This is a genomic window from Lawsonella sp., assembly GCF_011525565.1.
GTDB lineage: Bacteria > Actinomycetota > Actinomycetes > Mycobacteriales > Mycobacteriaceae > Lawsonella > Lawsonella clevelandensis_A.
The window spans coordinates 248,129-268,570 of sequence record NZ_WVRS01000001.1; the positions used below are offsets into that span (position 1 = coordinate 248,129).

A 20,442-nucleotide genomic window follows, 5' to 3' on the forward strand; every position below is an offset into this window, starting at 1 on the left:
TCTCCTCTCGAAAGGCGTAAAGCGCCCTTCTGCGCTACTCTCTAATGCTAGTCGCTGCAGATCTCTACTGCATAAGCCGAACAGGGTTCACAACATCCGCTACCACTGTCACAATGAACAGCAGGACAAGCAACCCCACGACAACGGTGGTAAGGGGCATAAGCTTGGAATAATCAGCTGGCCCCTTAGGATCTTTACCTTCTAGACGACGGATACCATCACGGATTTTCTCGTAGAGAACAACGACAACGTGGCCACCATCCAATGGGGGCAGCGGAATGAGGTTGAAGAGTGCAAGACAGAAGTTAATCTGCGCCAGCAGCATAAGAAATACTGACCAGGACCCAAAAGCGAGCGCATCGCCACCTGCAACAGATGCCCCCACAATACTCATGGGGCTATCTGCGGAACGCTCTCCCCCAAAAATGGCTTTAACAAGTCCGGGGATCTGGGCTGGAATATGGACAAGCGCTTTAGCAATAGCCCCATTAATTTCCCACGAGAATTTCATCGCCGCGGGGAATGCGGTGGCTCCGTTATAGTGTCGTATTGGCTCTAGCGGTTCTTCTCGAACGCTTACGCCAGCAACAGCAACTTTAGTGAGCGTACCTTTGTCATCCTTACCAGCATCTGGTTTTTTCACGAGGCGAAACGCCTGCTCCGGATGAACATGGAAGGTATATGTCTTACCGTCACGCATTACTGTGTATTCCACATCTGTGGTGGCGGACTGGGTAAGGGAAATAACCTGCGCGGAATTCTGAATTTTATGCCCGTTAACATGCGTAATGATGTCTCCCGCGCGAATACCAGCAGCTGCAGCAGGGCCGTTCCCAGAGCACTTTGCGACGGAACCATCACTATGCTGATCAGCTACGCACGTGGTCGCAGCGACACGAGTCACTATGGGAGAATTCGTGTTTGGTAGTCCCCAGGCGGCAGCTACCACCCATATAAGAGAAATTCCCAGCAAGACATTCATGATGATACCGCCCAGCATTACAATGATGCGTTTCCATGCCGGCTTCTTATACATAGCGTCGGGAGCTTCTTCCTCCGTGAGCTCCTCATCCAGAATGGTCATACCGGCGATATCGCAATAGCCGCCAAGTGGGAGAGCTTTAAAACCGTACTCGGTTCCGCCTTTATGCCACGAAAAGAGTGTGGGACCAAAGCCAATAAAGTAGGCGCGAACTCGCATTCCCGACCATTTGGCAGTCAGTAAATGTCCTGCTTCATGTAGAGCGACAGAAATCGCAATACCGAGAATGAAGAGGATAATACCGAGGGCAAAACTCATAAACGCTCCTGGAGCTTCTGCTGTGCGCAAGCACGGGCCCACGCTTCTGCGGCGAGAACATCATCGACGCAGGCTGGGGTGGTTGTCCACTGGTCAGCTTCAGAAAGGACATCCGCTACTGTGTCAACGATCGCGGGGAATGATAAGTTCCCTGCTAAAAACGCTGCCGCAGCCTCCTCATTGGCGGCATTATAGACGGCTGTCATCGTTCCACCAGCTCGTCCTGCTTCCCGTGCTAGTTCTACAGCAGGGAAAACCTCATTATCCAAAGGCTCAAAAGTCCATGTTTGAGCCTGGCTGAAATCACACGCGGGAGCCGCCTCCGAAACACGATTCGGCCACATCATTCCCAACGCGATAGGTATCTTCATAGACGGTGGAGAAGCCTGGGCAATAGTAGAGCCATCGCAGAATGTCACCATGGAGTGAACGATCGATTGCGGATGCACTGCCACCTGGATATTGTCGTAGTCCACCCCGAACAGTAAACGTGCCTCAATAAGCTCCAGCCCTTTATTCACCAAAGTGGCAGAGTTAAGGGTATTCATAGGACCCATGCTCCACGTGGGGTGAGCACCTGCTTGTTGGGGAGTCACTGATTCCAATTGTGCGCGAGTCCATCCCCGGAACGGACCGCCGGAAGCAGTAAGAACTAGTCGCGCTACCTCATGTGTACGTCCTGCGCGCAGACACTGTGCAAAAGCAGAATGTTCAGAGTCTACTGGAACAATCTGTCCTGGCTGCGCTGCCTTTATAACAAGCTCACCACCTGCTACCAGAGATTCCTTATTCGCCAATGCGAGAATCTCCCCCGCCGCAATAGTGGCCAATGTGGGACCAAGTCCCAGTGAACCCACCAAACCGTTAAGAACGGTATGCGCGGGGACAGTGTTGACCAAATCCGTTGCAGCACTCTCCCCCACACGAACACTGATGCCAGTACGATCTTGTACAATCTGTGCCGCATCAGCATCGGCAACAGCAACTTCAGTGACACCGAATTCGGCAATTTGATCACATAAAAGATCGATGGATCTACGCGAATGTCCCCCTGCAGCAAGACCCGTAATAGTGAATAAATGCGGATTGGTGCGAACAACATCAAGAGCCTGAGTACCGATAGAACCGGTGGACCCAAGCAAGAGAACAGAACGTGGCTCTGTCACTGATCCTTCTTTCTACTTTCCGCCTAGTCTACTTCTCTTCTGCAGCAAGCTGACCGCATGCTGCAGCGATATCCTGCCCGCGTGTATCACGGACAGTACACGTCACGCCTTGTGCGCGTACATGCTCAACAAAAGCATCCTGGCGGGCGCGCGGAGAAGCATCCCACTCACTACCCGGAGTGGGGTTAAGGGGAATGAGGTTAACATGTGCCATTTGGTGCAGTTTGTGGTGCAGCAACTGTCCCAACATATCTGCACGCCATAACTGGTCATTAACATCTCTAATAAGGGCATACTCGATAGAAATACGGCGTCCTGTACGATCCGCATAGTACTGTGCTGCATCAATAACATCCGCCAGTGGCCATCGATTATTGGCAGGGACAAGCGTATTCCGCAGATCATCATCAGGACAATGCAGAGAAATCGCTAACGTCACGGCAAGATCTTCATCGGCGAGCCGACGAATAGCAGGAGCGACACCCACCGTCGACACCGTTACATGTCGCTGCGAAATTCCGAACCCTTGTGGCGACGGAGAGGTAATTTGTCGGATCGCACGAAGTACGCGTTTATAGTTAGCGAGTGGTTCACCCATTCCCATAAACACGACATTGGATAACCGTCCCGGACCTCCCGGCATTTCCCCACTGTCCATCATGTGAGCAGCAACGCGAACCTGCTCAACAATCTCCGCTGCAGAGAGCTGACGTTGAATACCAAGTTGTCCAGTTGCACAGAATGGGCACGCTTGCGCACAACCCGCTTGCGAAGAAATACAGAGTGTTGCCCGGTCGCTGTACCGCATGAGGACAGACTCTAGAACCGTCCCATCAGGTGATTTCCAGAGTGTCTTACGAGTTTCTCCCCCATCTGCCTCAATATAGCGAACAGGGTGAAGAAGCTGCGGGAACAATGCCTCTTTTACTTTTTCACGGACACCTGCGGGAAGATCTGTCATCTCCAACGGGTCTGCTTCGCATCTTCCGTAATAATGACGCGCAATCTGATCAGCCCGGAAAGCTGGTAGACCAAGCTCACGCATCTTCTCCTTCACTTCAGGAATAGTGAGATCAGCAAAATGCGTGGGCGGCAATCCCCGGCGTGGGCCGCGGGCAAGAGGGACAGGAACCGTCATCGAATACAGTATCTACTCTCATGAGATGCGTAACAGTACGTTACAAATGAAGTACTTACAGGTCACATTGTAGGAGCACACGCAGTCTGTACTTACAACAACCCGTTAACTGCAACAATAATCGTAAGAACAATCCACGTCATTGCTGCACTCGGCAGAATGCCATCAAGGCGGTCCATCATACCGCCATGCCCGGGAAGCAGATTACTCATATCTTTAATCCCCAATTCCCGCTTGAACTGGGATTCAGCCAAATCTCCGAAAATATCGGAAAAAACCAGGCCGATACCCAGTAGTACGCCCACCCACCAGGACAGATCCAAGAGGAAGACTGTCATTAGAATAGCGGCAATCAGGGAAAAGATAAGTGACCCGGCTAAACCTTCCCAGGATTTCTTAGGGCTCACTTTTGGAGCGAGAGGATGTTTTCCCCAAAGAACACCAAAGGTATATCCGCCTATATCTGAACACACTACGGTGACGATGAAGGTGATGAGGATGAGGTTCCCTTTAATACCTCTCTCCGCAGATTGAAAGCCCATTAAAACAGTAGTGAAGGCTGCCATAAGAGGGATCCAGGCAAGGAGAAATCCTCCCATGCTCGTATCCCGTAACCAGTTTTTGGGTGCAGCCTTATTTCCCTCAAGGAAAAGACGAACTACCGCAAACACCATGATGGATAGTAAGAAAGCCACCATAATGCCTCGTACACCGGCTAGTGCAGACCATGCAACGACTTGCCCCAGCAGATGTATGGCAATAGATGGTAACTGGTATCCGTGTTCGTGGAGACGATCCAGCACTTCCTTAAGCGCAAGAACGACCAGAATAGCCACTAGCACAGCCCATATCAGCTGAGCAGTGAGCCTATTGTCAGTAAGTGCCGGAACTCCCAGAACAACAAAGAGAACAATTCCACCAAGAAAAATTCCCGTACCGAAAGCAGCTGGAAGATTGCGTCCCGGATTTCGCTTTCGCGGAGTCGCAGTAGGCGTCGAAGAGGAAGCCACTACTATACCTCCATCAAATCGGTTTCCTTAGCGGCCACCATTTCTTCAATACTCTGCGTGTACTTTTTAGTGAGGGCGTCTACTTCTTTTTCAGCCGCCTTTACTTCATCTTCCCCGGCGTCGCCATCCTTATCCAATTTTTTCAAATCTTCCATGGCTTTACGACGAATACCACGAACAGCAATCTTGCCTTCTTCGCCTTTAGTTTTAGCCTGCTTAGTAAGGTCACGGCGACGTTCCTCAGTAAGCTGCGGAACATTAATACGTAGTACTTGCCCATCGTTAGCGGGATTAAAGCCCAAATCGGAATTGCGGATAGCATTTTCGATAGTGGACATCTGGCTCTGCTCGTAGGGTTTAATGAGAACAAGTCGAGCTTCTGGAATGTTGATTGTCGCCATCTGTGTAATGGGAGTCATCACTCCGTAATAGTCAGCCATAACGTGGCTGAACATAGCAGCAGTAGCGCGACCAGCGCGGATAGTACTGAGGTTTTCACGTGTGTGCTCCACAGTTTTATCCATTTTGTCTTCGGCTTCGAGAAGAATCTCGTCAATCATCATGAAATATTTCCTTTAATGGTGGGGGTTGACTATGAGGTGCTTTACTCGAGAATAACGAGCGTACCGATATCCTCACCGTTAACAGCTCGTGCAATATTTCCTTGTTTTAACAAATTAAAAACAAGAATTGGCATCTTGTTTTCCATACAGAGAGAAAATGCGGTGGCATCCGCTACTTGGAGTCCCCTATCAAGGCATTCACGAGCAGTAATGTGGTCGAACATAGTGGCGTTAGGGTTAGTGCGTGGATCATCCGTGTAAACACCATCAACAGCTTTAGCCATAAGAAGCACATCTGCTCCAATTTCTAGCGAGCGCTGCGCAGCCGTTGTATCCGTGGAAAAATACGGCATCCCCATACCGGCACCAAAAATAACAACTCGACCTTTCTCAAGATGCCGAATAGCTCGCAGCGGCAGATAGGGTTCCGCTACTTGTGCCATCGTGATGGCAGTCTGTACACGAGTAGTGATACCTCGTTGCTCGAGGAAATCCTGGAGTGCTAAACAGTTCATGACAGTTCCCAGCATGCCCATATAGTCAGAGCGAGAACGGTCCATGCCACGTTTAGAGAGTTCACGTCCACGGAAGAAATTACCGCCACCGATAACTACAGCTACCTCAGTTCCAGCTTCAACAATTTCCGCAATCTGGGCAGCAACTGAGTCAACCACGTCGGGGTCGACACCGACAGCCCCTCCACCGAACATTTCGCCACCGAGTTTAAGCAGGACGCGCTTGTAGTGCGACCGTGAGGAAATATCCTCCGACATTATGTGAGCCCCTTTGTAAGGTTGTAAAACGTGTGCTTCTCTCAATGATAGTAAAAAGCAGAGTCACTGTGAGACTCCTTTGATAAGAAACACAGTGACTCTGCTTGTATGCTTCTTAGAGCTTTCCGTAGCGGTAGCTCTGAGGAGTGTCTAGTGCTGTCCAACCTCGAAACGGAGGAAGGCGTTAACCTTCACACCAGCTTCATCGAGTACCTGGCCAACAGACTTCTTACTCTCAGCAACAGAAGGCTGATCAACTAGGCAAACATCCTTGAAGAAACCATTGAGACGACCCTCAACGATCTTCGGAAGAGCCTTTTCGGGCTTACCTTCCTGGCGGGCGGTAGCCTCAGCAATCTCACGTTCTTTCGCAACAATATCGGCCGGAACTTCGTCACGAGTGACGTACTTCGGCTTCAGTGCTGCAATCTGCATGGCAGCTGCGTGAGCAGCATCCTTGCCATCGCCTTCATACTGAACGAGGACGGCAACCTGCGGTGGCAGGTCAGCAGAACGCTTGTGCATGTAGGTAGAAACTTGACCATCTAGCTTACCGTAGCGAGGTAGCTGCATTTTTTCGCCGATGATGGCGGAAAGAGCCTGTACAGCGTCAGCAACGGTCTGGCCATCGAGATCGAGGGCAAGCAACTCTTCAAGAGTATCCGGACGCTTTTCAGCAGCGAGGTTAACGATACGGTCAGCCAGGTTGATGAACTGCTCATTCTTGGCGACGAAGTCCGTCTCGGCATTGAGCTCAATGACAACGCCATCTTTAGAGGCGACAAGACCCTGAGCAGTAGCGCGCTCGGCACGCTTGCCCACGTCCTTAGCACCCTGAATACGTAGGATTTCAACAGCCTTGTCAAAGTCGCCTTCGGATTTAGCGAGGGCTTCCTTGCATGCCATCATGCCGGAAGCAGTGATTTCGCGAAGACGCTTAACGTCTGCGGCAGTGAAATTGGCCATTGTGGCAACCTTCCTAAAGTGTGGAGTGATTACTCAGCGTCAGCAGCGGCTTTCTTAGCCGGAGCTTCTTCTGCTGCGGGGGCCTCATCAGCAGCGGCCTTGTCAGCCGGAGCATCAGTGGCGGCAGCAAGCTGCTCGGCTTCCCACTCAGCAAGTGGTTCACCTTCGCCGGGTTTTTCAGCGGCGTTATTCTTTGCAGCCTGTTCTTCGGCACGAGCCTGCAGGCCTTCGGCGATAGCAGAGGCAATCACCTTAGTGAGAATAGCGTCGGAACGGATGGCGTCGTCGTTAGCCGGAATCGGGTAATCAACGTCGTCGGGATCGCAGTTGGTGTCAAGAGTACCAACGACCGGGATGTTAAGCTTCTTGGCTTCAGCAATGGCCAGGTGTTCTTTGTTGGTGTCGATGACCCACATGACGGAAGGAACCTTGGTCATGTCGCGGATACCGCCAAGGGTACGCTCCAACTTGTCCTTCTCACGGGTGAGCATGAGAATTTCCTTCTTGGTGCGGCCTTCGAAACCACCGGTCTGCTCCATGTTCTCAAGTTCCTTGAGACGGAGAAGACGCTTGTGAACAGTCTGGAAGTTGGTCAGCATGCCGCCCAGCCAGCGGTGATTCACATAAGGCATACCAACGCGCTTGGCTTCTTCCTCAATTGCTTCCTGAGCCTGCTTCTTGGTGCCAACGAAGAGAATATTGCCACCATGTGCAACAGTCTGCTTAACGAAGTCGTAGGCCTCGTCAATGTAAGTAAGAGTCTGCTGGAGATCAATGATGTAAATACCGTTGCGTTCAGTGAAGATGAAACGCTTCATCTTAGGATTCCAACGGCGGGTCTGATGACCAAAGTGTGCACCTGCATCAAGCAGTTGCTTCATAGTTACAACAGCCATGTTGTAGTGGAGACTTAAAAACAGCCTGCGGCTGCAGTCCCCATCCTCGCTTTCTTACATGTGGTTAGTGCATTCTCACTTTGAGAACACCCTGGTAGAAAAGAGGTTTACCCGTCACTACGTGAACCACGGGGTCCTCCTCACCAGTATCACTATGCATAACTGCCGGATCCTGGTGCTATGTGGAAAATTCCTATCCGCGAGTGGACGGAATTCCCACCATAGTACTTTCTACGCGAAGTCGATTGTGCCTCTTTATACACATATCGCAGGCCATATTTTACCTAGTAGCTCTCCCAAAATCGAATCATATAGGTCATACTCTAGGGATCATTCACTCGAGAATTTTTCACATCACCTCAATAGTGAGGAAAGGGCACCTATGTCACGCATTTTTCGACGCGTTACTGCATCTATTCTGACGGTGGTATTCACTCTCGCCATTCTGTTGACTGCTGGCAATGACACTATTTCCCAGGCAGATACTGCTGTCACTTACTCTCCAGCTCATACTGCATCAGTATATATTCCCCCTGTTCCCGGCCACACTGTCCGCGATTTCTCGGTAGGGCCGGAACGTTGGTCTCGTGGACATCGAGGAGTTGACCTTTCGAGCCGCACGAACGAAGCAGTCCATGCAGCAGGTGCAGGAATAGTTACCTTCGCAGGAGTTGTTGTTGATCGTCCCTTGGTCGTTATTGACCATGGTCCTTCTCCCCTCGTTCCCACAGGAGAGCACCTCTTCACAATCTACGAACCTATTACCCCGCTGGTAGAGAAGAACCAGCAGGTACAACGTGGACAGATTATTGGCACAGTATTAGCAGGTCATGCGGGATGTACGGGAGTATGCCTGCACTGGGGAGCACGATGGGGCCACGGACACAATTCTGGCTACCTTAATCCGTGGCTGCTCATAGATTCTCTGCCACTGAGCCTCTTACGATGGGTTGATTAACTGCGCCTCAACTAAGTACTTCTCAGCCACGCGGATGAGCTTGCTTATGAACTGCCCGTAGTCTTTCCGGTGAAACGTGCGTATACAATTGCGTGGTAGACAGCGATGAGTGTCCTAAAAGCTCCTGTACAACACGTAAATCTGCGCCGCCCTCCAGCAACGCGGTAGCTGCCGAGTGACGTAACCCATGCGGTGCTACCTCTACCCCACCCGGTATTTCCCCGGTAGAAGCATGAACGACATCCCTGACAATGCGAGGATCAATACGCCCCCCACGCGCTCCTAACAGTAATGCGTGTTGGGATCGTTGATTGGAAAGATACGGACGACCGTCCTGCAACCACATGCGCAAAGCTCGCTGCGCAGGCACACCGTAAGGAACAACGCGCTCTTTGTTACCCTTACCGATAACGTGCAGAATACGATGTTCCTCATCAACACTGTCCAGATCGAGATTGACAAGCTCAGCAACACGAATCCCGGTATCGTAGAGTAACTCCACAATGAGCCAGTCCCGAATAGCGATTGGCTCCTTTTCTGCCGCTGCACAGGCGAGATGAGAGAGTACCTCGTCCATTTGTTGCTGATGAACAACTTGCGGAAGCTGCTTTTTAGCAGGTGGTGTCTGCAACCGCACAGAGGGATCGCTGGCAAGCCGACCGGTTTGTACTGCCCACCCACAGAGTGCCCGCACCGATGCAACATGACGAGCAATAGTAGCAGGAGCTACTCCTCGCATGACATCCCGCGAAAGCCATTTTCGTAAAAGAGGGAGGGTAAGTTGGCTCCAATCGGTTTCCGCTATGGTTGTGCGGTCCACTCCGGGCTGGGTTACACGAAGCATAAAATCAATAAGACCACGACAATCTGCCAGGTAGGAACGTTGCGTGTTGGCAGATAGCTGGAGACGTACAGCAACGTAGTCCCCGAACTCATCCAGATCGACAGACCATGGCGTGGGTAACTCAGAGTACACAGTTGTAAGTGCTCGCTGTCCACGTCCCATAGTTCTACTGTGCAAGGGAAAAACGGAGAAATCAACCTTTCCCCAGACAGCTTTACAGAAGACCACTACAGATGGGGTAAAACCCCATTAAACTCAGCAAAATTCGGAAGTACTTGGGGATATTTTCTGCACACTACGATAGAGCGAGGAAAGAGTTTTTCCGAAAGCAGGGTCCGCATTAATAGGGTTAATAACGTCGAATATCTGGCCGCCTGCGCGCAAGAAATGATCTCGATAATCGAGGCGCACTTCTTCTAGTGTTTCTAGACAGTCTGCAACGAAAGAGGGTGTCGCTACGAGGAGTTTTTTTACTCCTTCAGCGGGAAGTTCTGTAACTCGTTGTGCAGTGGATGGACCTAACCATTCTCCTGGACCAAATTTAGATTGAAAACTAATTGAGATGGGAAGATCTGGGAAAGCGGCCGCAATGGCATCGCGGGTAGCTATGCACTGTGCTTTATAGTGTGCCGCGCAGTGATAGCGCTGGTCAGGAACTCCGTGAAACGAGAGCAGAACATGGTCGTAGGGCACAGTCGCGCATAGATCCCTAATCTGTTGCTGATACCAGTGGATCATGTGAGGTTCGGTCGCATAGCTAGATACAAAATGGAGATGCGGGTGTACCTTGCTCCCCCTCACCGTGCTATCCCCAGGTAGCGATTGCTTTTTGTCGCATGCAAGAGCGTCATAAAAATCAATAACTCTTGTGACAATTGGGGTCACAGTTGACGTTGCAAATTGTGGGTAGAGGGGGATAACAGTGAGGTCATCAATATCCCAATCAGTAAGAGCTTCCTCAATGGTGGGTGATGATGCACAGAATGCGTATCGTACGTCAACATGGGAAAGCGCTTCTTGTAGCATGGCGCATTGTTGCTGGGTGATGACGGAAAGAGGAGAACCATGCGGAGTCCACATCGCTTGGTAACGATCAATTAATTTATGTGGCCGTACCTTCAGAATGATGCCGTTGAGAATGGGTTTCCATAGGATGGGATGAAGATTCACAATGCAACGATCACTCAGCATGTTGCGCAGAAAATTGCGAATGGCGTCTTCAGTCGGTTCCTCTGGGCTACCCAGATTAACAATGAGGCACCCGTTCTTCATGCGACGCACTCTCTTTTCTTATCCAACGTCCGGCAGTGATGGAGACTAGTTTACAGTCACAAAGACTTTTTAGAGACATCTGAACAGTTTTTGTCTCCAATCCAGTTTCTGTACATATCTCCATGAGAGATGTTGGGAAAAACGGAGAGATGGCATTCCATACTTTTTTATTGTCCTGTGTCAACCGATCTGTCGGCAAAGAAGAATTTTCTAGTGGTAAAGCCAGCTGTCCAATAGGACCGATTTCCTCCATAATTTCTTCACCACGCGTCACAAGTGTGGCCCCCTCACGAATAAGCCGATGACACCCAGCTCCATCCACGTCATGAATACTATGCGGCACTGACATCACTGGACACCCAAGATCACGTGCCCAACTGGCAGTATTAAGAGCTCCTGATCTCCACGCTGCGGACGTCACCACTACCCCCTGCGAGAAAGCAGCAAGGAGCCTATTACGAGCCAAGAAACGATACCGCGCTGGCCGTGTTCCAGGCGGATATTCGCTGACGATAAGACCGTGATTAGCAATACTTTTATAAAGAGCAGAATGTTGTGCTGGATACACACGATCCAATCCACAAGCGATAACAGCCATAGTTGGTACCCCCATCTGCAGCGCAGTACGGTGAGCAATGCCGTCTACCCCGCATGCCAACCCGGATACTATACCAACACCCTCCGCAGCTACTTCTGCCGAAAGTTCGGTCGTTATCTGTTTTCCCTCTGTAGAGGGATGTCGACTCCCTACTACTGCTACTGCTGCACACTGTAGAACATCTATATCTCCTTTTACCCATAAAGCGTAGGGAGCATACGCGGCATTATCGTGTTCTTGACGTGCGTGTACTGCATCATAATTAAAGACAGCTAACTGTTCTTTCGGCCATTCTGGCTGGTCGGGAGTAAGTAATCGGAAACCATTAGCATGTGCAGAATCAAGGTCATCAACAGCACAATCCCATTCCCGCCGAGCCCGCACTTTTCGTTCTAAGGCATCCGGTAAAACATCCTTATTACGGATAACTTCGGCAGCATATTCCGGGCCAACATGTGCAATTAAATCCGCCAGTGGTGCACAGGGACCTTCTGCTACACGGGCAAGATATGCCCAGGCTAGTTCAGTATCAGAATATTTCATGGTTTATTTTTCACTTTTAAAGATCGTCGATAGGTCTGCGAAGTTTGAGTGCACTGGCAATATCATCACTGGTAGGAATAGATTTATCTGCTAGGTCAGCGAGTGTCCATGCCACTCTGATAGTGCGAGATAATCCACGCGCCGACATCATCCCCGAACGCAATTGCGCATGTACAGGTTTTAAAGTACCGGCGGATAAACGATGTTCATTGAGAACCGCTTCTGATACATCACTATTGGTGTACTCTCCTCCCCATCGGTTATAAGCTCGCTGCCGTGCATCTATAACTTTCTCGCGCAGGTAGGCAGAAGTAATTCCCTGAGTTTCTGTAAGAGCTGCCAAACCAACAGCTTCAACCCGGATACGCAGATCCACACGATCCAGTAAAGGACCGGATAAACGCGCACGATAACGTGCCCGGGTAGCGCTAGAACAGTGACATTCTTGCGGTGCTGGAGCCCCACACGGACACGAGTTACCAGCCAGAATAAGCTGACAACGTGAAGGGTATGTCACTGTCCCTTTACTTCTACTAATGCGCACTTCCCCATCTTGTAGAGGTGCACGTAGCATATCGAGAATAGATGCGGGAATTTCTGTGCACTCATCTAAAAAGAGCACTCCTCGATGCGCTAGCGATACTGCACCTGGTGATGCGTAACCACTCCCTCCTCCTAATAATGCAGGTCCAGTAATTCCCGCATGCGGGGCTTCAAAGGGAGGAACTGTTATAAGTGGATGCTCAGCATCAAGACATCCTTTTAAAGAATGCACTGCAGTAACTTCAAGCGCATGCGCATAGCTCAACCTCGGCAGAATGGTAGGAAGGCGCTGTGCAATCATTGATTTTCCAGCGCCTGGAGGGCCCAGCATGAGCATGTGATGTCCGCCGGCAGCTGCCACGAGTGCGGCCTCTACTGCTGACCGTTGACCGCGGATATCGGCAAAATCCTTATCTTGTGGCACCTCAAGTGCTTCTAAAGGCTTGTTATCCAAAGAAGATGAAGGTACAAGGACATCTCGTGGAAGATCGCCGCGGAGCGCACCTACCAAAGTGGCAAGATCTGCTGCATCTAGGATCTGTAATCCTTCTACGAGGGACGCTTCCGCGCGGTTAGCTGTTGGCACGATAAGAGTGCGGATACCTGCATCGTATGCTGCGGCCGCCATGGGAAGAACACCATGGACAGGAAGGATACTGCCGTCTAACCCAACCTCTCCAAGGACAGCAATAGGGTGCTGTCGTGAAGATAACTCCGGTATATGTCCTTGTGCAGAAAGAATAGCGAGTGCAATAGAGAGGTCAAAGTGAGCTCCCGTTTTCGGAATATCCGCAGGCGAAAGCGTTAATCGTTGACGAGGCCAGGGAAGACCAATTGTGGAAAATGCTGAGCGTACTCTATCCCCAGCCTCACGAACTGCAGTGTCAGCTCGTCCCACAATATGAATAGTGGGCAGTCCTCCCCCACAATGCGCCTCCACTGCGATGAGTGTCGCATGCAAACCCTGCATTGTCAGGCTGTATGCGACCCCCAAACTCATGAGAGAACATCCCGGAAATGCCGAAAAGAAAACCCTTCAGTGGGATTACCTAGTAATGAAAGAACATCAAAGCGAAGCCCTCGATGATCTGGGAATCCCTCCGGTGGTTCTTCATATGCATGTGACAACCACTCTGAAGCAACCATACGAATCGTACGTGCTTTTTTACGGGTAATAGCTTCCTCTGGCCAACCAGCAATAGTTGTTGTCCGTGTTTTTACTTCCACAAAAACAAGTTCAGTTGTCTCTGTGTCGAAAGCAATAATATCGAGTTCACCACGTATTCCGGGGATACGTACATTACGATCCACAATGGTGTAGTGACGGTCTTCCAACCATTGAACTGCAAGGTTTTCGCCTAAAACTCCAAGTTCTTGCGGCGTTAATGTATCTGTCATGCCCTACAGCATGCCGCACTCACATACGTATAGGAGCACCATTACCCGTCATAGCGGCATCCTATACACAGTGCCCTATATTTGTGGAAAACACCCCTTAGGGAAGCTCAATGTCTGGCTTATCAAGCTCTTCAATATTGACATCTTTAAACGTCAATACGCGGACATTTTTTACAAAACGTGCTGGTCTATACATGTCCCATACCCATGCATCGGACATGCGTACTTCAAAGTACACCTCGCCCTGACTATTACGGGGAATCATCTCGACAGCATTCGCAAGGTAGAAACGCCGCTCGGTTTCTACGACATAGCTGAATTGGCTAACGATGTCCTTATACTCACGGTACAAGGACAATTCCATCCTTGCTTCATAGTCTTCTAGATCATCTACGCCCATTAGCTACTCCTCCTTAACAGGTGCCGCTTTTCGCATTCCTGCAATAGCGTGAGCCTTCATTACATTCGCATAGCTCATCCGATGTATGGGGCTCACTCCATAGTGTTCCATAGCAGCCTGGTGTGATGCGGTCGCATAGCCCTTGTGTCTCTCAAAACCATATTCTGGATACTCGTCAGCGTACTGAACCATAATATGGTCTCGACTTACTTTGGCGAGCACGCTAGCAGCCGCTATACACAAAACATTGGCATCGCCTTTAATGACAGGAAGTGACGGCATTGGTAGACCTGGTACTGAAAAACCATCAGTTAATACATAGCCAGGAGATATCGCTAGCTGGGCAACTGCCCGTCGCATACCTTCAATATTGGCATGCTGAATACCACTATCATCAATCTCTGCTGCACTAAAGTGCACAATAGACCAGGCCACAGCATATTTTTGAATAAGGGGGAACAATCGTTCACGCCGCGCGGGAGTGAGCTTTTTAGAATCGGTAAGTCCGTCCAGATCCGGTACCGGCTGCATAGGGAGAATACACGCAGCCACAGTAAGTGGTCCTGCGCAGGAACCACGGCCCGCCTCATCTACTCCTGCTACTGGCCCACACCCATGAGATATCAGTACGCGTTCCATCTCGTGAAGATGGGACATGTCTGTAGATTTTCTTCCCATAGCGACAATTACCGCAGTAGCATCTGGGCCGATTACTTTGGTTGCGGGAGTGGTTGACTCTTTACCTTATGCCACCGCCCAGCAGGCCAAATAATGGACTGGACTTTGCCTCGAACGTTAGAAATTGGAACAGTTCCGTGATACTGATCTTGCATGTGATAACGCGAGTCTGCTGAATCTGTACGATTATCTCCCATTACCCACATAAACCCCTTGGGGACAGTAACGGGGCCAAAATATGGGCCTCCACAGGCATTGGAACCGTTAGGATTCCCACCCCAGTCGATAAAGGGCGGATAGAGTATGTAGGAAGAATTAATAACATGGTCGTCCACAGTGACGCCCTTATCCCCCGGCTGGCAACGAACTGTCTGTCCACCTACTGCGATAACTCGTTTGACAAGGTCATTCTCATCGGGTGGAACAAGTCCAAAGAAAGTGCCCGTGTTCTGCATTGCACGGACAAAGGAATTGTCTGATCGGTTGGACTCAAAAGACTCATTCCAGGAATCTGGTCCTTTAAAAACTACTACATCGCCGGGCTTGGGATCGCTAGACCGATATGTCATTTTATCGACAAGAATACGGTCCCCTACTTGCAGGGTAGGGATCATAGATCCAGAGGGAATGACATAGACACGCGCAAAAATATTCTGCACAAAAGCGCTAATAGCCAACGCGATAACGATAATGATGAGCAATTCCTTGAAGAAACTTAACACGCTACTTCCGAAGGATTTTTCTTCTTCTTTATCCGCATTAACAGCGTCAGCAGTGTCTTTTTCTTTGCGACCAAGCATGCTTTGTAGGAGAACCTTTCACTGTGGCGCGATAGAGGATAGCGCGTCCGGTAATTACTCTGTGTACAGGATACGACGAACCGGACCAGAAGTCCTGATGCTCCTGATCCGGTTCGTAGAAGTCTCAGTAGAAATGCGACTTAGCGCTTTTCCCTAATCTTAGCTGCCTTACCATGGCGATCGCGCAGGTAGTACAGCTTAGCGCGACGAACATCGCCGCGAACAGCAACATCAATCTTGTCAATGTTGGGAGAATGTACCGGGAAGGTACGCTCTACACCTACACCGAAAGACATCTTACGTACGGTGAAGGTCTCGCGAATACCAGAGCCCTGGCGGCGTACAACAATGCCCTTAAAGACCTGGATACGCTCCTTAGAGCCTTCAATAACTTTCACGTGAACGTTGACGGTATCGCCAGGACGGAAATCCGGAATATCATTTCGCAACGACTGTGCGTCAACGGAATCAATAAGGTTCATAACAAGTTCCTTGTATGCTAGTCATAAGGCAGAGGAACCTAGCGGCACATGCTCAACTGGTTCGTACCCCGATCAGGCAGCTTGCGTACTACGTATAGTCCACAAACAACGAAATAATTGTGCCACATAGTAGCAGTTTTCCCTAATCACTCCAGGGAAATCCCTTTAATCGTCATCTCCGTGAAGCGAATCAAGAAATGCACGATCACGTTGCGAAAGTTCTACAGTGTTGAGAAGATCTGGGCGTCGCTTATATGTACGTCGTAATGATTGCTCACGACGCCATTGGTCAATACGCGCATGGTGCCCAGATAACAAAACATCCGGAACAGCAAGATCACGCCATACCTCCGGGCGAGTGTATGACGGACCCTCCAATAAACCATCCGAGAAAGAATCTTCCTCATAGGACCGCTTATTGCCAAGTACGCCAGGAAGTAGACGGATAATAGCTTCACTCATAACGAGTACGGCTACTTCTCCCCCGTTAAGAACGTAATCTCCGATGGATACTTCAACAACACGCATCCGCCGACGTGCATCGTCAACAACACGCTGGTCAATTCCCTCATATCGACCACATGCAAAAATAAGGTGCTGCTCTGTTGACCACTCACAAGCATCGTGTTGTGTAAAAGGCCGACCTGCCGGCGTAGGCACAATGAGAAGTGGATCATCTGCAAGGTCGACAGTATCTAGCGCTTCACCCCAGACAGTTGGTTTCATCACCATACCTGGACCTCCACCATAAGGAGTGTCATCGACAGAACGATGCACATCATGCGCAAAGTCCCGCAGGTTATGAACTTCTACCTTAACTGTGCCCGCTTCTATTGCTTTTCCAGGAAGTGATTGGTGAAGTGGAGCAAGGTATTCAGGAAAAATAGTGAAGATATCTAATTTCATGAAAGATCCCACAATCCTTCAGGAAGATCAACGACCAGCCGTCCTCCTGCAATATCTACCTCCGGCACCATTGCTTTCACAAAAGGAATAAGATGCTGCGTCTTTTCTGCATCGGTAATAACAAGAAGATCCTGGGCTGTGTAAGAGAGGACATCTGTTACTTCTCCCACTACCTCTCCCCCTCGCGTCACAGCATTGAGTCCAATAAGTGACGTGACATGGTATTCATCCTTCTCCGGATTATCAGCATTAGTGAGGTCTGCCGAGTCAATAATAAATTCAGCATGTCGGAGGTTGTCCGCAGCAGTGCGATCATTGATATCTGCCAGATGAACAAGTAAACGTCCCTGATGCCAACGAGCGGCCGTTACTTCATGGTGCGAAGTAACGCCGCTCGTATGACGTAATGTAATTGTAGTGCCTACCGCAAACCGTTCTTCGGGAGAATCGGTGCGTACGTCGACAACAAGATCGCCACGAACTCCATGAGATTTAACAACGGTGCCAGTGGCTAATTCCATGAGGTAACTCCTTGTGCTGGCAGCAACTACAAGCTTCTGCTTCCAGCGTAATGGTAGTTACTGATCGGAATCTACAACGTCGACACGCAAGTTTCGTCCACCGAGGGCATTGACAACAGTGCGCAATGCCGTGGCGTTACGACCACCGCGGCCGATAACCTTTCCTAGGTCATCCGGGTTAACGGTAATTTCGATGGTACGGCCACGACGACCGTGTACCAGGGCGACTTCCACGTCATCCGGATTGCTCACAATGCCACGAACCAAATGGTCTACGGCATCCGCAACAATGGTGGCGTTCAGCATTTATTCAGCCTCAGCAGCCTCGTCTGCAGCTTCTTCCTTCTCAGAAGCAGCTTCTTCAGCGGCAGCAGCTTCCTCAGCTGCTTTCTTCTCAGCCTCTTCCTTGGCTTTCTTGTCGGCCTTACGCTTAGCAGTAATAGCTTCAGCGGTAGGCTCGTTGGCAGCCTCTTCCAAAGCCTTATTGAAAAGATCCAGCTTAGAGGGCTTTTCTTCAACAGTCTTGAGGGTACCTTCAGCACCAGAAAGACCCTTGAACTTCTGCCAGTCACCAGTGATCTTGAGGAGGTTTAGAACAGCTTCTGTGGGCTGAGCACCAACACCGAGCCAGTACTGAACGCGCTCGGAATCAATATCGATGATGCTGGGCTCATGCTTCGGGTGGTACTGACCAATGGTCTCAATGCCACGACCGGAACGACGAGTGCGAGCATCTGCAACAACGATGCGGTATTCAGGGGTGCGAATCTTACCGAGACGCATAAGTTTAATCTTGACAGCCATAATGGCTCCTTTTCTGTGTCACAGGGGAATTCAGCAATACAGCAGACTGCATCCGGTTTTCCCCCTCGAGTGGGTGTGACGGTCGGCCGGCGCATCTGGGAAACATGTCCGAGAAACCGAGTCCGACGCCCTCTGTACAGTCATTCCGTGTTAACGGAGACTGGTCTTCTATTCTGCCAGAAATAACGACAGGAAAGAAATTAAAACTTGGGGAACTTTAATTTGCTTAAATCCATTCCTTCTAGCCCCGGAGGCATTTGTCCTAGTCCCCCAGCTAAACGAGAAAGATCTGGCATGCCTGGCATACCCTGCGGTATACGCTGCTGCGAACGGTTCTTCCCCTTTTTACTATTTTTCCCCTTCTTACCCTTGCCCTTCCGACGATTCCCACCAGACGCCATCCGATTCGTGAGTTTATTCATCACCTTACGGGCAGTGAGGAAACGCTCCACTAATTGGTTGACTTCGGTTACTGTCACGCCGGAACCTGCAGCGATGCGACGCCGGCGAGAAGCATTAAGAATTGTGGGATCTTCCCGTTCCGCTGGTGTCATACCACGAATAATGGCCTGAATATGGTCAAGCTGCTTCTCATCTACTTGTGCAGCAGCCTTCTGCATTTCTTTTCCGCCCGGCATCATACCGAGAATATTGGACAGTGGCCCCATGCGACGCACCATCAACAATTGGTCGAGAAAATCCTCCAGCGTCAACTGACCGCTCATCATACGAGTGGCAGTTTTCTTCGCTTCTTTTTCGTCAAAAACCTGCTCTGCTTGTTCAATAAGAGTAAGCAGATCTCCCATACCAAGAATACGGCTGGCCATACGCTCCGGATGAAAAACATCAAAATCTTCTAGTTTTTCACCCGTGGAAGCAAACATAATGGGCACGCCAGTCATTTCACGGACAGATAACGCAGCACCACCACGCGCGTCACCATCGAGTTTGGTGAGTACCACGCCAGTGAACCCCACGCCATCCCGGAATGCTTCAGCTGTAGAGACAGCATCCTGGCCAATCATGGCGTCGAGAACAAAGAAGATCTCGTCTGGATTAACAGCATCTCGGATAGCCCGTGCCTGCCCCATGAGTTCTTCGTCAATACCAAGACGACCAGCAGTGTCGATAATGACGACATCGTGGACTTTACGCCGAGCCTCTTCAATACTCTGACGCGCTACTTCTGCCGGATCCCCAGAGGTTTGGCCAAGAGGGCTTTCTCCTGCACCAACACTGGTGCCCGGATTAGGAGCGAATACCGGTACACCGGTACGCTCCCCTACAATCTGTAGCTGACTTACCGCTCCAGGACGCTGCAAATCGCACGCTACCAACATGGGTGTATGGCCATTATTCGCGAGGTAACGAGCAAGTTTACCGGCGAGGGTCGTTTTACCAGCGCCCTGCAAACCCGCCAGCATAATAACCGTGGGGGGATTCTTGGAGAAATTCAGCTTACGAGCTTCTCCACCCAGAATCTCAATAAGTTCCTCATTGACGATCTTGACGAACTGCTGTGCCGGATTAAGCGCAGCATGTACCTCAGCACCCTTTGCACGAGTTTTAACTCTCTTAATAAAACTACGCACAACAGGAAGTGCAACGTCAGCATCCAGTAACGCGAGACGAATTTCGCGCGCAGTGCTGTCAATGTCGGCATCGGTAAGTTTACCTTTGCCTTTAAGACCTTTGAGGGCATTTCCTAAGCGGTCGGAAAGAGACTCAAACACGTGTGTTTACTCCTGAAACGGGGGCAGGAAACGGGGGCAGGGCGCAAGAACGCCCGTCACTTCTCCCTCATGTTACCCGTCTACCCGCGCAGAAGCGTTGTCGGCTCCGACAAGCGCAGGTAGAACAACTCCATTGCCATAAATGACGAA

At 50.3% G+C, this 20,442-nt stretch carries 23 protein-coding genes; 1 reads left to right on the top strand and 22 read right to left on the bottom strand.

Features of this window, described 5'->3' with window-relative positions; genetic code table 11:
- Positions 1-64: 64 nt before the first annotated feature.
- The 8 genes from QZV76_RS01160 to rpsB form a co-directional block, all read right to left on the bottom strand.
- Complete coding sequence (locus QZV76_RS01160) at positions 65-1,300, bottom strand: RIP metalloprotease (RefSeq protein ID WP_290595404.1); 1,236 nt, start codon at positions 1,298-1,300, stop codon at positions 65-67.
- A complete protein-coding gene (dxr, locus tag QZV76_RS01165; RefSeq protein ID WP_290595405.1) occupies positions 1,297-2,466 on the bottom strand; it encodes a 1-deoxy-D-xylulose-5-phosphate reductoisomerase in 1,170 nt (389 codons plus the stop codon). The genes QZV76_RS01160 and dxr overlap by 4 nt, the downstream gene beginning before the upstream one ends.
- A 28-nt stretch (positions 2,467-2,494) precedes the next feature.
- A complete protein-coding gene (gene rlmN, locus QZV76_RS01170; RefSeq protein WP_290595406.1) occupies positions 2,495-3,604 on the bottom strand; it encodes a 23S rRNA (adenine(2503)-C(2))-methyltransferase RlmN in 1,110 nt (369 codons plus the stop codon).
- A 92-nt stretch (positions 3,605-3,696) separates the two neighbouring features.
- Positions 3,697-4,614, bottom strand: a complete 918-nt coding sequence (locus tag QZV76_RS01175) for a phosphatidate cytidylyltransferase (protein WP_290595407.1) — start codon at positions 4,612-4,614, stop codon at positions 3,697-3,699.
- A 2-nt stretch (positions 4,615-4,616) separates the two neighbouring features.
- On the bottom strand, positions 4,617-5,174 hold the full coding sequence (gene frr, locus QZV76_RS01180) for a ribosome recycling factor (RefSeq protein WP_290595653.1): 558 nt from the start codon (positions 5,172-5,174) through the stop codon (positions 4,617-4,619).
- 44 nt (positions 5,175-5,218) lie between these two features.
- The gene (pyrH, locus tag QZV76_RS01185; protein WP_290595408.1) at positions 5,219-5,950 is read right to left on the bottom strand and encodes a UMP kinase; all 732 of its coding nucleotides are present in this window, start codon (positions 5,948-5,950) and stop codon (positions 5,219-5,221) included.
- 150 nt (positions 5,951-6,100) lie between these two features.
- Positions 6,101-6,916, bottom strand: coding sequence for a translation elongation factor Ts (gene tsf / locus QZV76_RS01190; RefSeq protein WP_290595409.1), 816 nt, complete (start codon positions 6,914-6,916; stop codon positions 6,101-6,103).
- A 29-nt stretch (positions 6,917-6,945) separates the two neighbouring features.
- Entirely contained in the window at positions 6,946-7,812 is an 867-nt protein-coding gene (gene rpsB, locus QZV76_RS01195) for a 30S ribosomal protein S2 (protein ID WP_290595410.1), read from the bottom strand.
- 382 nt (positions 7,813-8,194) lie between these two features.
- On the opposite strand from rpsB, the gene QZV76_RS01200 reads away from it, so the two are divergent.
- Positions 8,195-8,770, top strand: coding sequence for a M23 family metallopeptidase (locus QZV76_RS01200; protein ID WP_290595411.1), 576 nt, complete (start codon positions 8,195-8,197; stop codon positions 8,768-8,770).
- 22 nt (positions 8,771-8,792) lie between these two features.
- On the opposite strand, the gene QZV76_RS01205 is transcribed toward QZV76_RS01200, so the two are convergent.
- The 14 genes from QZV76_RS01205 to ffh all read right to left on the bottom strand — a co-directional run bounded on the left by QZV76_RS01205 (position 8,793) and on the right by ffh (position 20,292).
- Positions 8,793-9,776: a tyrosine recombinase XerC gene (locus QZV76_RS01205; protein ID WP_290595412.1), complete on the bottom strand. Its 984-nt coding sequence runs from the start codon at positions 9,774-9,776 to the stop codon at positions 8,793-8,795.
- A gap of 93 nt (positions 9,777-9,869) precedes the next feature.
- Complete coding sequence (gene hemH, locus QZV76_RS01210; protein ID WP_290595655.1) at positions 9,870-10,886, bottom strand: ferrochelatase; 1,017 nt, start codon at positions 10,884-10,886, stop codon at positions 9,870-9,872.
- Positions 10,861-12,027, bottom strand: a complete 1,167-nt coding sequence (dprA, locus tag QZV76_RS01215) for a DNA-processing protein DprA (RefSeq protein WP_290595413.1) — start codon at positions 12,025-12,027, stop codon at positions 10,861-10,863. The genes hemH and dprA overlap by 26 nt, the downstream gene beginning before the upstream one ends.
- Positions 12,028-12,043: 16 nt before the next feature.
- A complete protein-coding gene (locus QZV76_RS01220) occupies positions 12,044-13,570 on the bottom strand; it encodes a YifB family Mg chelatase-like AAA ATPase (protein WP_290595414.1) in 1,527 nt (508 codons plus the stop codon).
- The gene (locus QZV76_RS01225) at positions 13,567-13,968 is read right to left on the bottom strand and encodes a YraN family protein (protein ID WP_290595415.1); all 402 of its coding nucleotides are present in this window, start codon (positions 13,966-13,968) and stop codon (positions 13,567-13,569) included. The genes QZV76_RS01220 and QZV76_RS01225 overlap by 4 nt, the downstream gene beginning before the upstream one ends.
- Before the next feature lie 97 nt (positions 13,969-14,065).
- Positions 14,066-14,368 carry a DUF2469 domain-containing protein gene (locus QZV76_RS01230; RefSeq protein ID WP_290595416.1) on the bottom strand — a complete coding sequence of 101 codons (303 nt, stop codon included), beginning with the start codon at positions 14,366-14,368 and terminating at the stop codon, positions 14,066-14,068.
- A 3-nt stretch (positions 14,369-14,371) separates the two neighbouring features.
- Positions 14,372-15,025, bottom strand: a complete 654-nt coding sequence (locus QZV76_RS01235) for a ribonuclease HII (protein ID WP_290595417.1) — start codon at positions 15,023-15,025, stop codon at positions 14,372-14,374.
- A 53-nt stretch (positions 15,026-15,078) separates the two neighbouring features.
- A complete protein-coding gene (gene lepB, locus QZV76_RS01240) occupies positions 15,079-15,846 on the bottom strand; it encodes a signal peptidase I (protein WP_290595418.1) in 768 nt (255 codons plus the stop codon).
- 140 nt (positions 15,847-15,986) lie between these two features.
- Positions 15,987-16,328, bottom strand: coding sequence for a 50S ribosomal protein L19 (rplS, locus tag QZV76_RS01245; protein WP_290595419.1), 342 nt, complete (start codon positions 16,326-16,328; stop codon positions 15,987-15,989).
- A 165-nt stretch (positions 16,329-16,493) separates the two neighbouring features.
- A complete protein-coding gene (gene trmD / locus QZV76_RS01250) occupies positions 16,494-17,234 on the bottom strand; it encodes a tRNA (guanosine(37)-N1)-methyltransferase TrmD (protein ID WP_290595420.1) in 741 nt (246 codons plus the stop codon).
- Complete coding sequence (gene rimM / locus QZV76_RS01255; RefSeq protein WP_290595421.1) at positions 17,231-17,755, bottom strand: ribosome maturation factor RimM; 525 nt, start codon at positions 17,753-17,755, stop codon at positions 17,231-17,233. Before rimM ends, trmD begins: the two co-directional genes overlap by 4 nt.
- A gap of 57 nt (positions 17,756-17,812) precedes the next feature.
- Positions 17,813-18,061 carry an RNA-binding protein gene (locus tag QZV76_RS01260; RefSeq protein WP_290595422.1) on the bottom strand — a complete coding sequence of 83 codons (249 nt, stop codon included), beginning with the start codon at positions 18,059-18,061 and terminating at the stop codon, positions 17,813-17,815.
- Positions 18,062-18,559 carry a 30S ribosomal protein S16 gene (gene rpsP / locus QZV76_RS01265; RefSeq protein ID WP_290595423.1) on the bottom strand — a complete coding sequence of 166 codons (498 nt, stop codon included), beginning with the start codon at positions 18,557-18,559 and terminating at the stop codon, positions 18,062-18,064.
- A 200-nt stretch (positions 18,560-18,759) separates the two neighbouring features.
- Positions 18,760-20,292, bottom strand: a complete 1,533-nt coding sequence (gene ffh / locus QZV76_RS01270; protein WP_290595424.1) for a signal recognition particle protein — start codon at positions 20,290-20,292, stop codon at positions 18,760-18,762.
- Positions 20,293-20,442 lie beyond the last annotated feature (150 nt).

Excerpts from the sequence above, each read along its gene's own strand:
- hemH (WP_290595655.1), bottom strand. The coding sequence starts at position 10,886 with ATGAAGAACGGGTGCCTCATTGTTAATCTGGGTAGCCCAGAGGAACCG.
- rpsP (WP_290595423.1), bottom strand. The coding sequence starts at position 18,559 with ATGGCTGTCAAGATTAAACTTATGCGTCTCGGTAAGATTCGCACCCCT.
- QZV76_RS01205 (WP_290595412.1), bottom strand. The coding sequence starts at position 9,776 with ATGGGACGTGGACAGCGAGCACTTACAACTGTGTACTCTGAGTTACCC.
- QZV76_RS01220 (WP_290595414.1), bottom strand. The coding sequence starts at position 13,570 with ATGAGTTTGGGGGTCGCATACAGCCTGACAATGCAGGGTTTGCATGCG.
- QZV76_RS01200 (WP_290595411.1), top strand. The coding sequence starts at position 8,195 with ATGTCACGCATTTTTCGACGCGTTACTGCATCTATTCTGACGGTGGTA.
- QZV76_RS01160 (WP_290595404.1), bottom strand. The coding sequence starts at position 1,300 with ATGAGTTTTGCCCTCGGTATTATCCTCTTCATTCTCGGTATTGCGATT.
- trmD (WP_290595420.1), bottom strand. The coding sequence starts at position 17,234 with ATGAAATTAGATATCTTCACTATTTTTCCTGAATACCTTGCTCCACTT.
- frr (WP_290595653.1), bottom strand. The coding sequence starts at position 5,174 with ATGATTGACGAGATTCTTCTCGAAGCCGAAGACAAAATGGATAAAACT.
- rimM (WP_290595421.1), bottom strand. The coding sequence starts at position 17,755 with ATGGAATTAGCCACTGGCACCGTTGTTAAATCTCATGGAGTTCGTGGC.
- QZV76_RS01225 (WP_290595415.1), bottom strand. The coding sequence starts at position 13,968 with ATGACAGATACATTAACGCCGCAAGAACTTGGAGTTTTAGGCGAAAAC.
- QZV76_RS01235 (WP_290595417.1), bottom strand. The coding sequence starts at position 15,025 with ATGTCCCATCTTCACGAGATGGAACGCGTACTGATATCTCATGGGTGT.
- dprA (WP_290595413.1), bottom strand. The coding sequence starts at position 12,027 with ATGAAATATTCTGATACTGAACTAGCCTGGGCATATCTTGCCCGTGTA.
- rplS (WP_290595419.1), bottom strand. The coding sequence starts at position 16,328 with ATGAACCTTATTGATTCCGTTGACGCACAGTCGTTGCGAAATGATATT.
- rpsB (WP_290595410.1), bottom strand. The coding sequence starts at position 7,812 with ATGGCTGTTGTAACTATGAAGCAACTGCTTGATGCAGGTGCACACTTT.
- lepB (WP_290595418.1), bottom strand. The coding sequence starts at position 15,846 with ATGCTTGGTCGCAAAGAAAAAGACACTGCTGACGCTGTTAATGCGGAT.
- QZV76_RS01230 (WP_290595416.1), bottom strand. The coding sequence starts at position 14,368 with ATGGGCGTAGATGATCTAGAAGACTATGAAGCAAGGATGGAATTGTCC.
- QZV76_RS01260 (WP_290595422.1), bottom strand. The coding sequence starts at position 18,061 with ATGCTGAACGCCACCATTGTTGCGGATGCCGTAGACCATTTGGTTCGT.
- pyrH (WP_290595408.1), bottom strand. The coding sequence starts at position 5,950 with ATGTCGGAGGATATTTCCTCACGGTCGCACTACAAGCGCGTCCTGCTT.
- tsf (WP_290595409.1), bottom strand. The coding sequence starts at position 6,916 with ATGGCCAATTTCACTGCCGCAGACGTTAAGCGTCTTCGCGAAATCACT.
- rlmN (WP_290595406.1), bottom strand. The coding sequence starts at position 3,604 with ATGACGGTTCCTGTCCCTCTTGCCCGCGGCCCACGCCGGGGATTGCCG.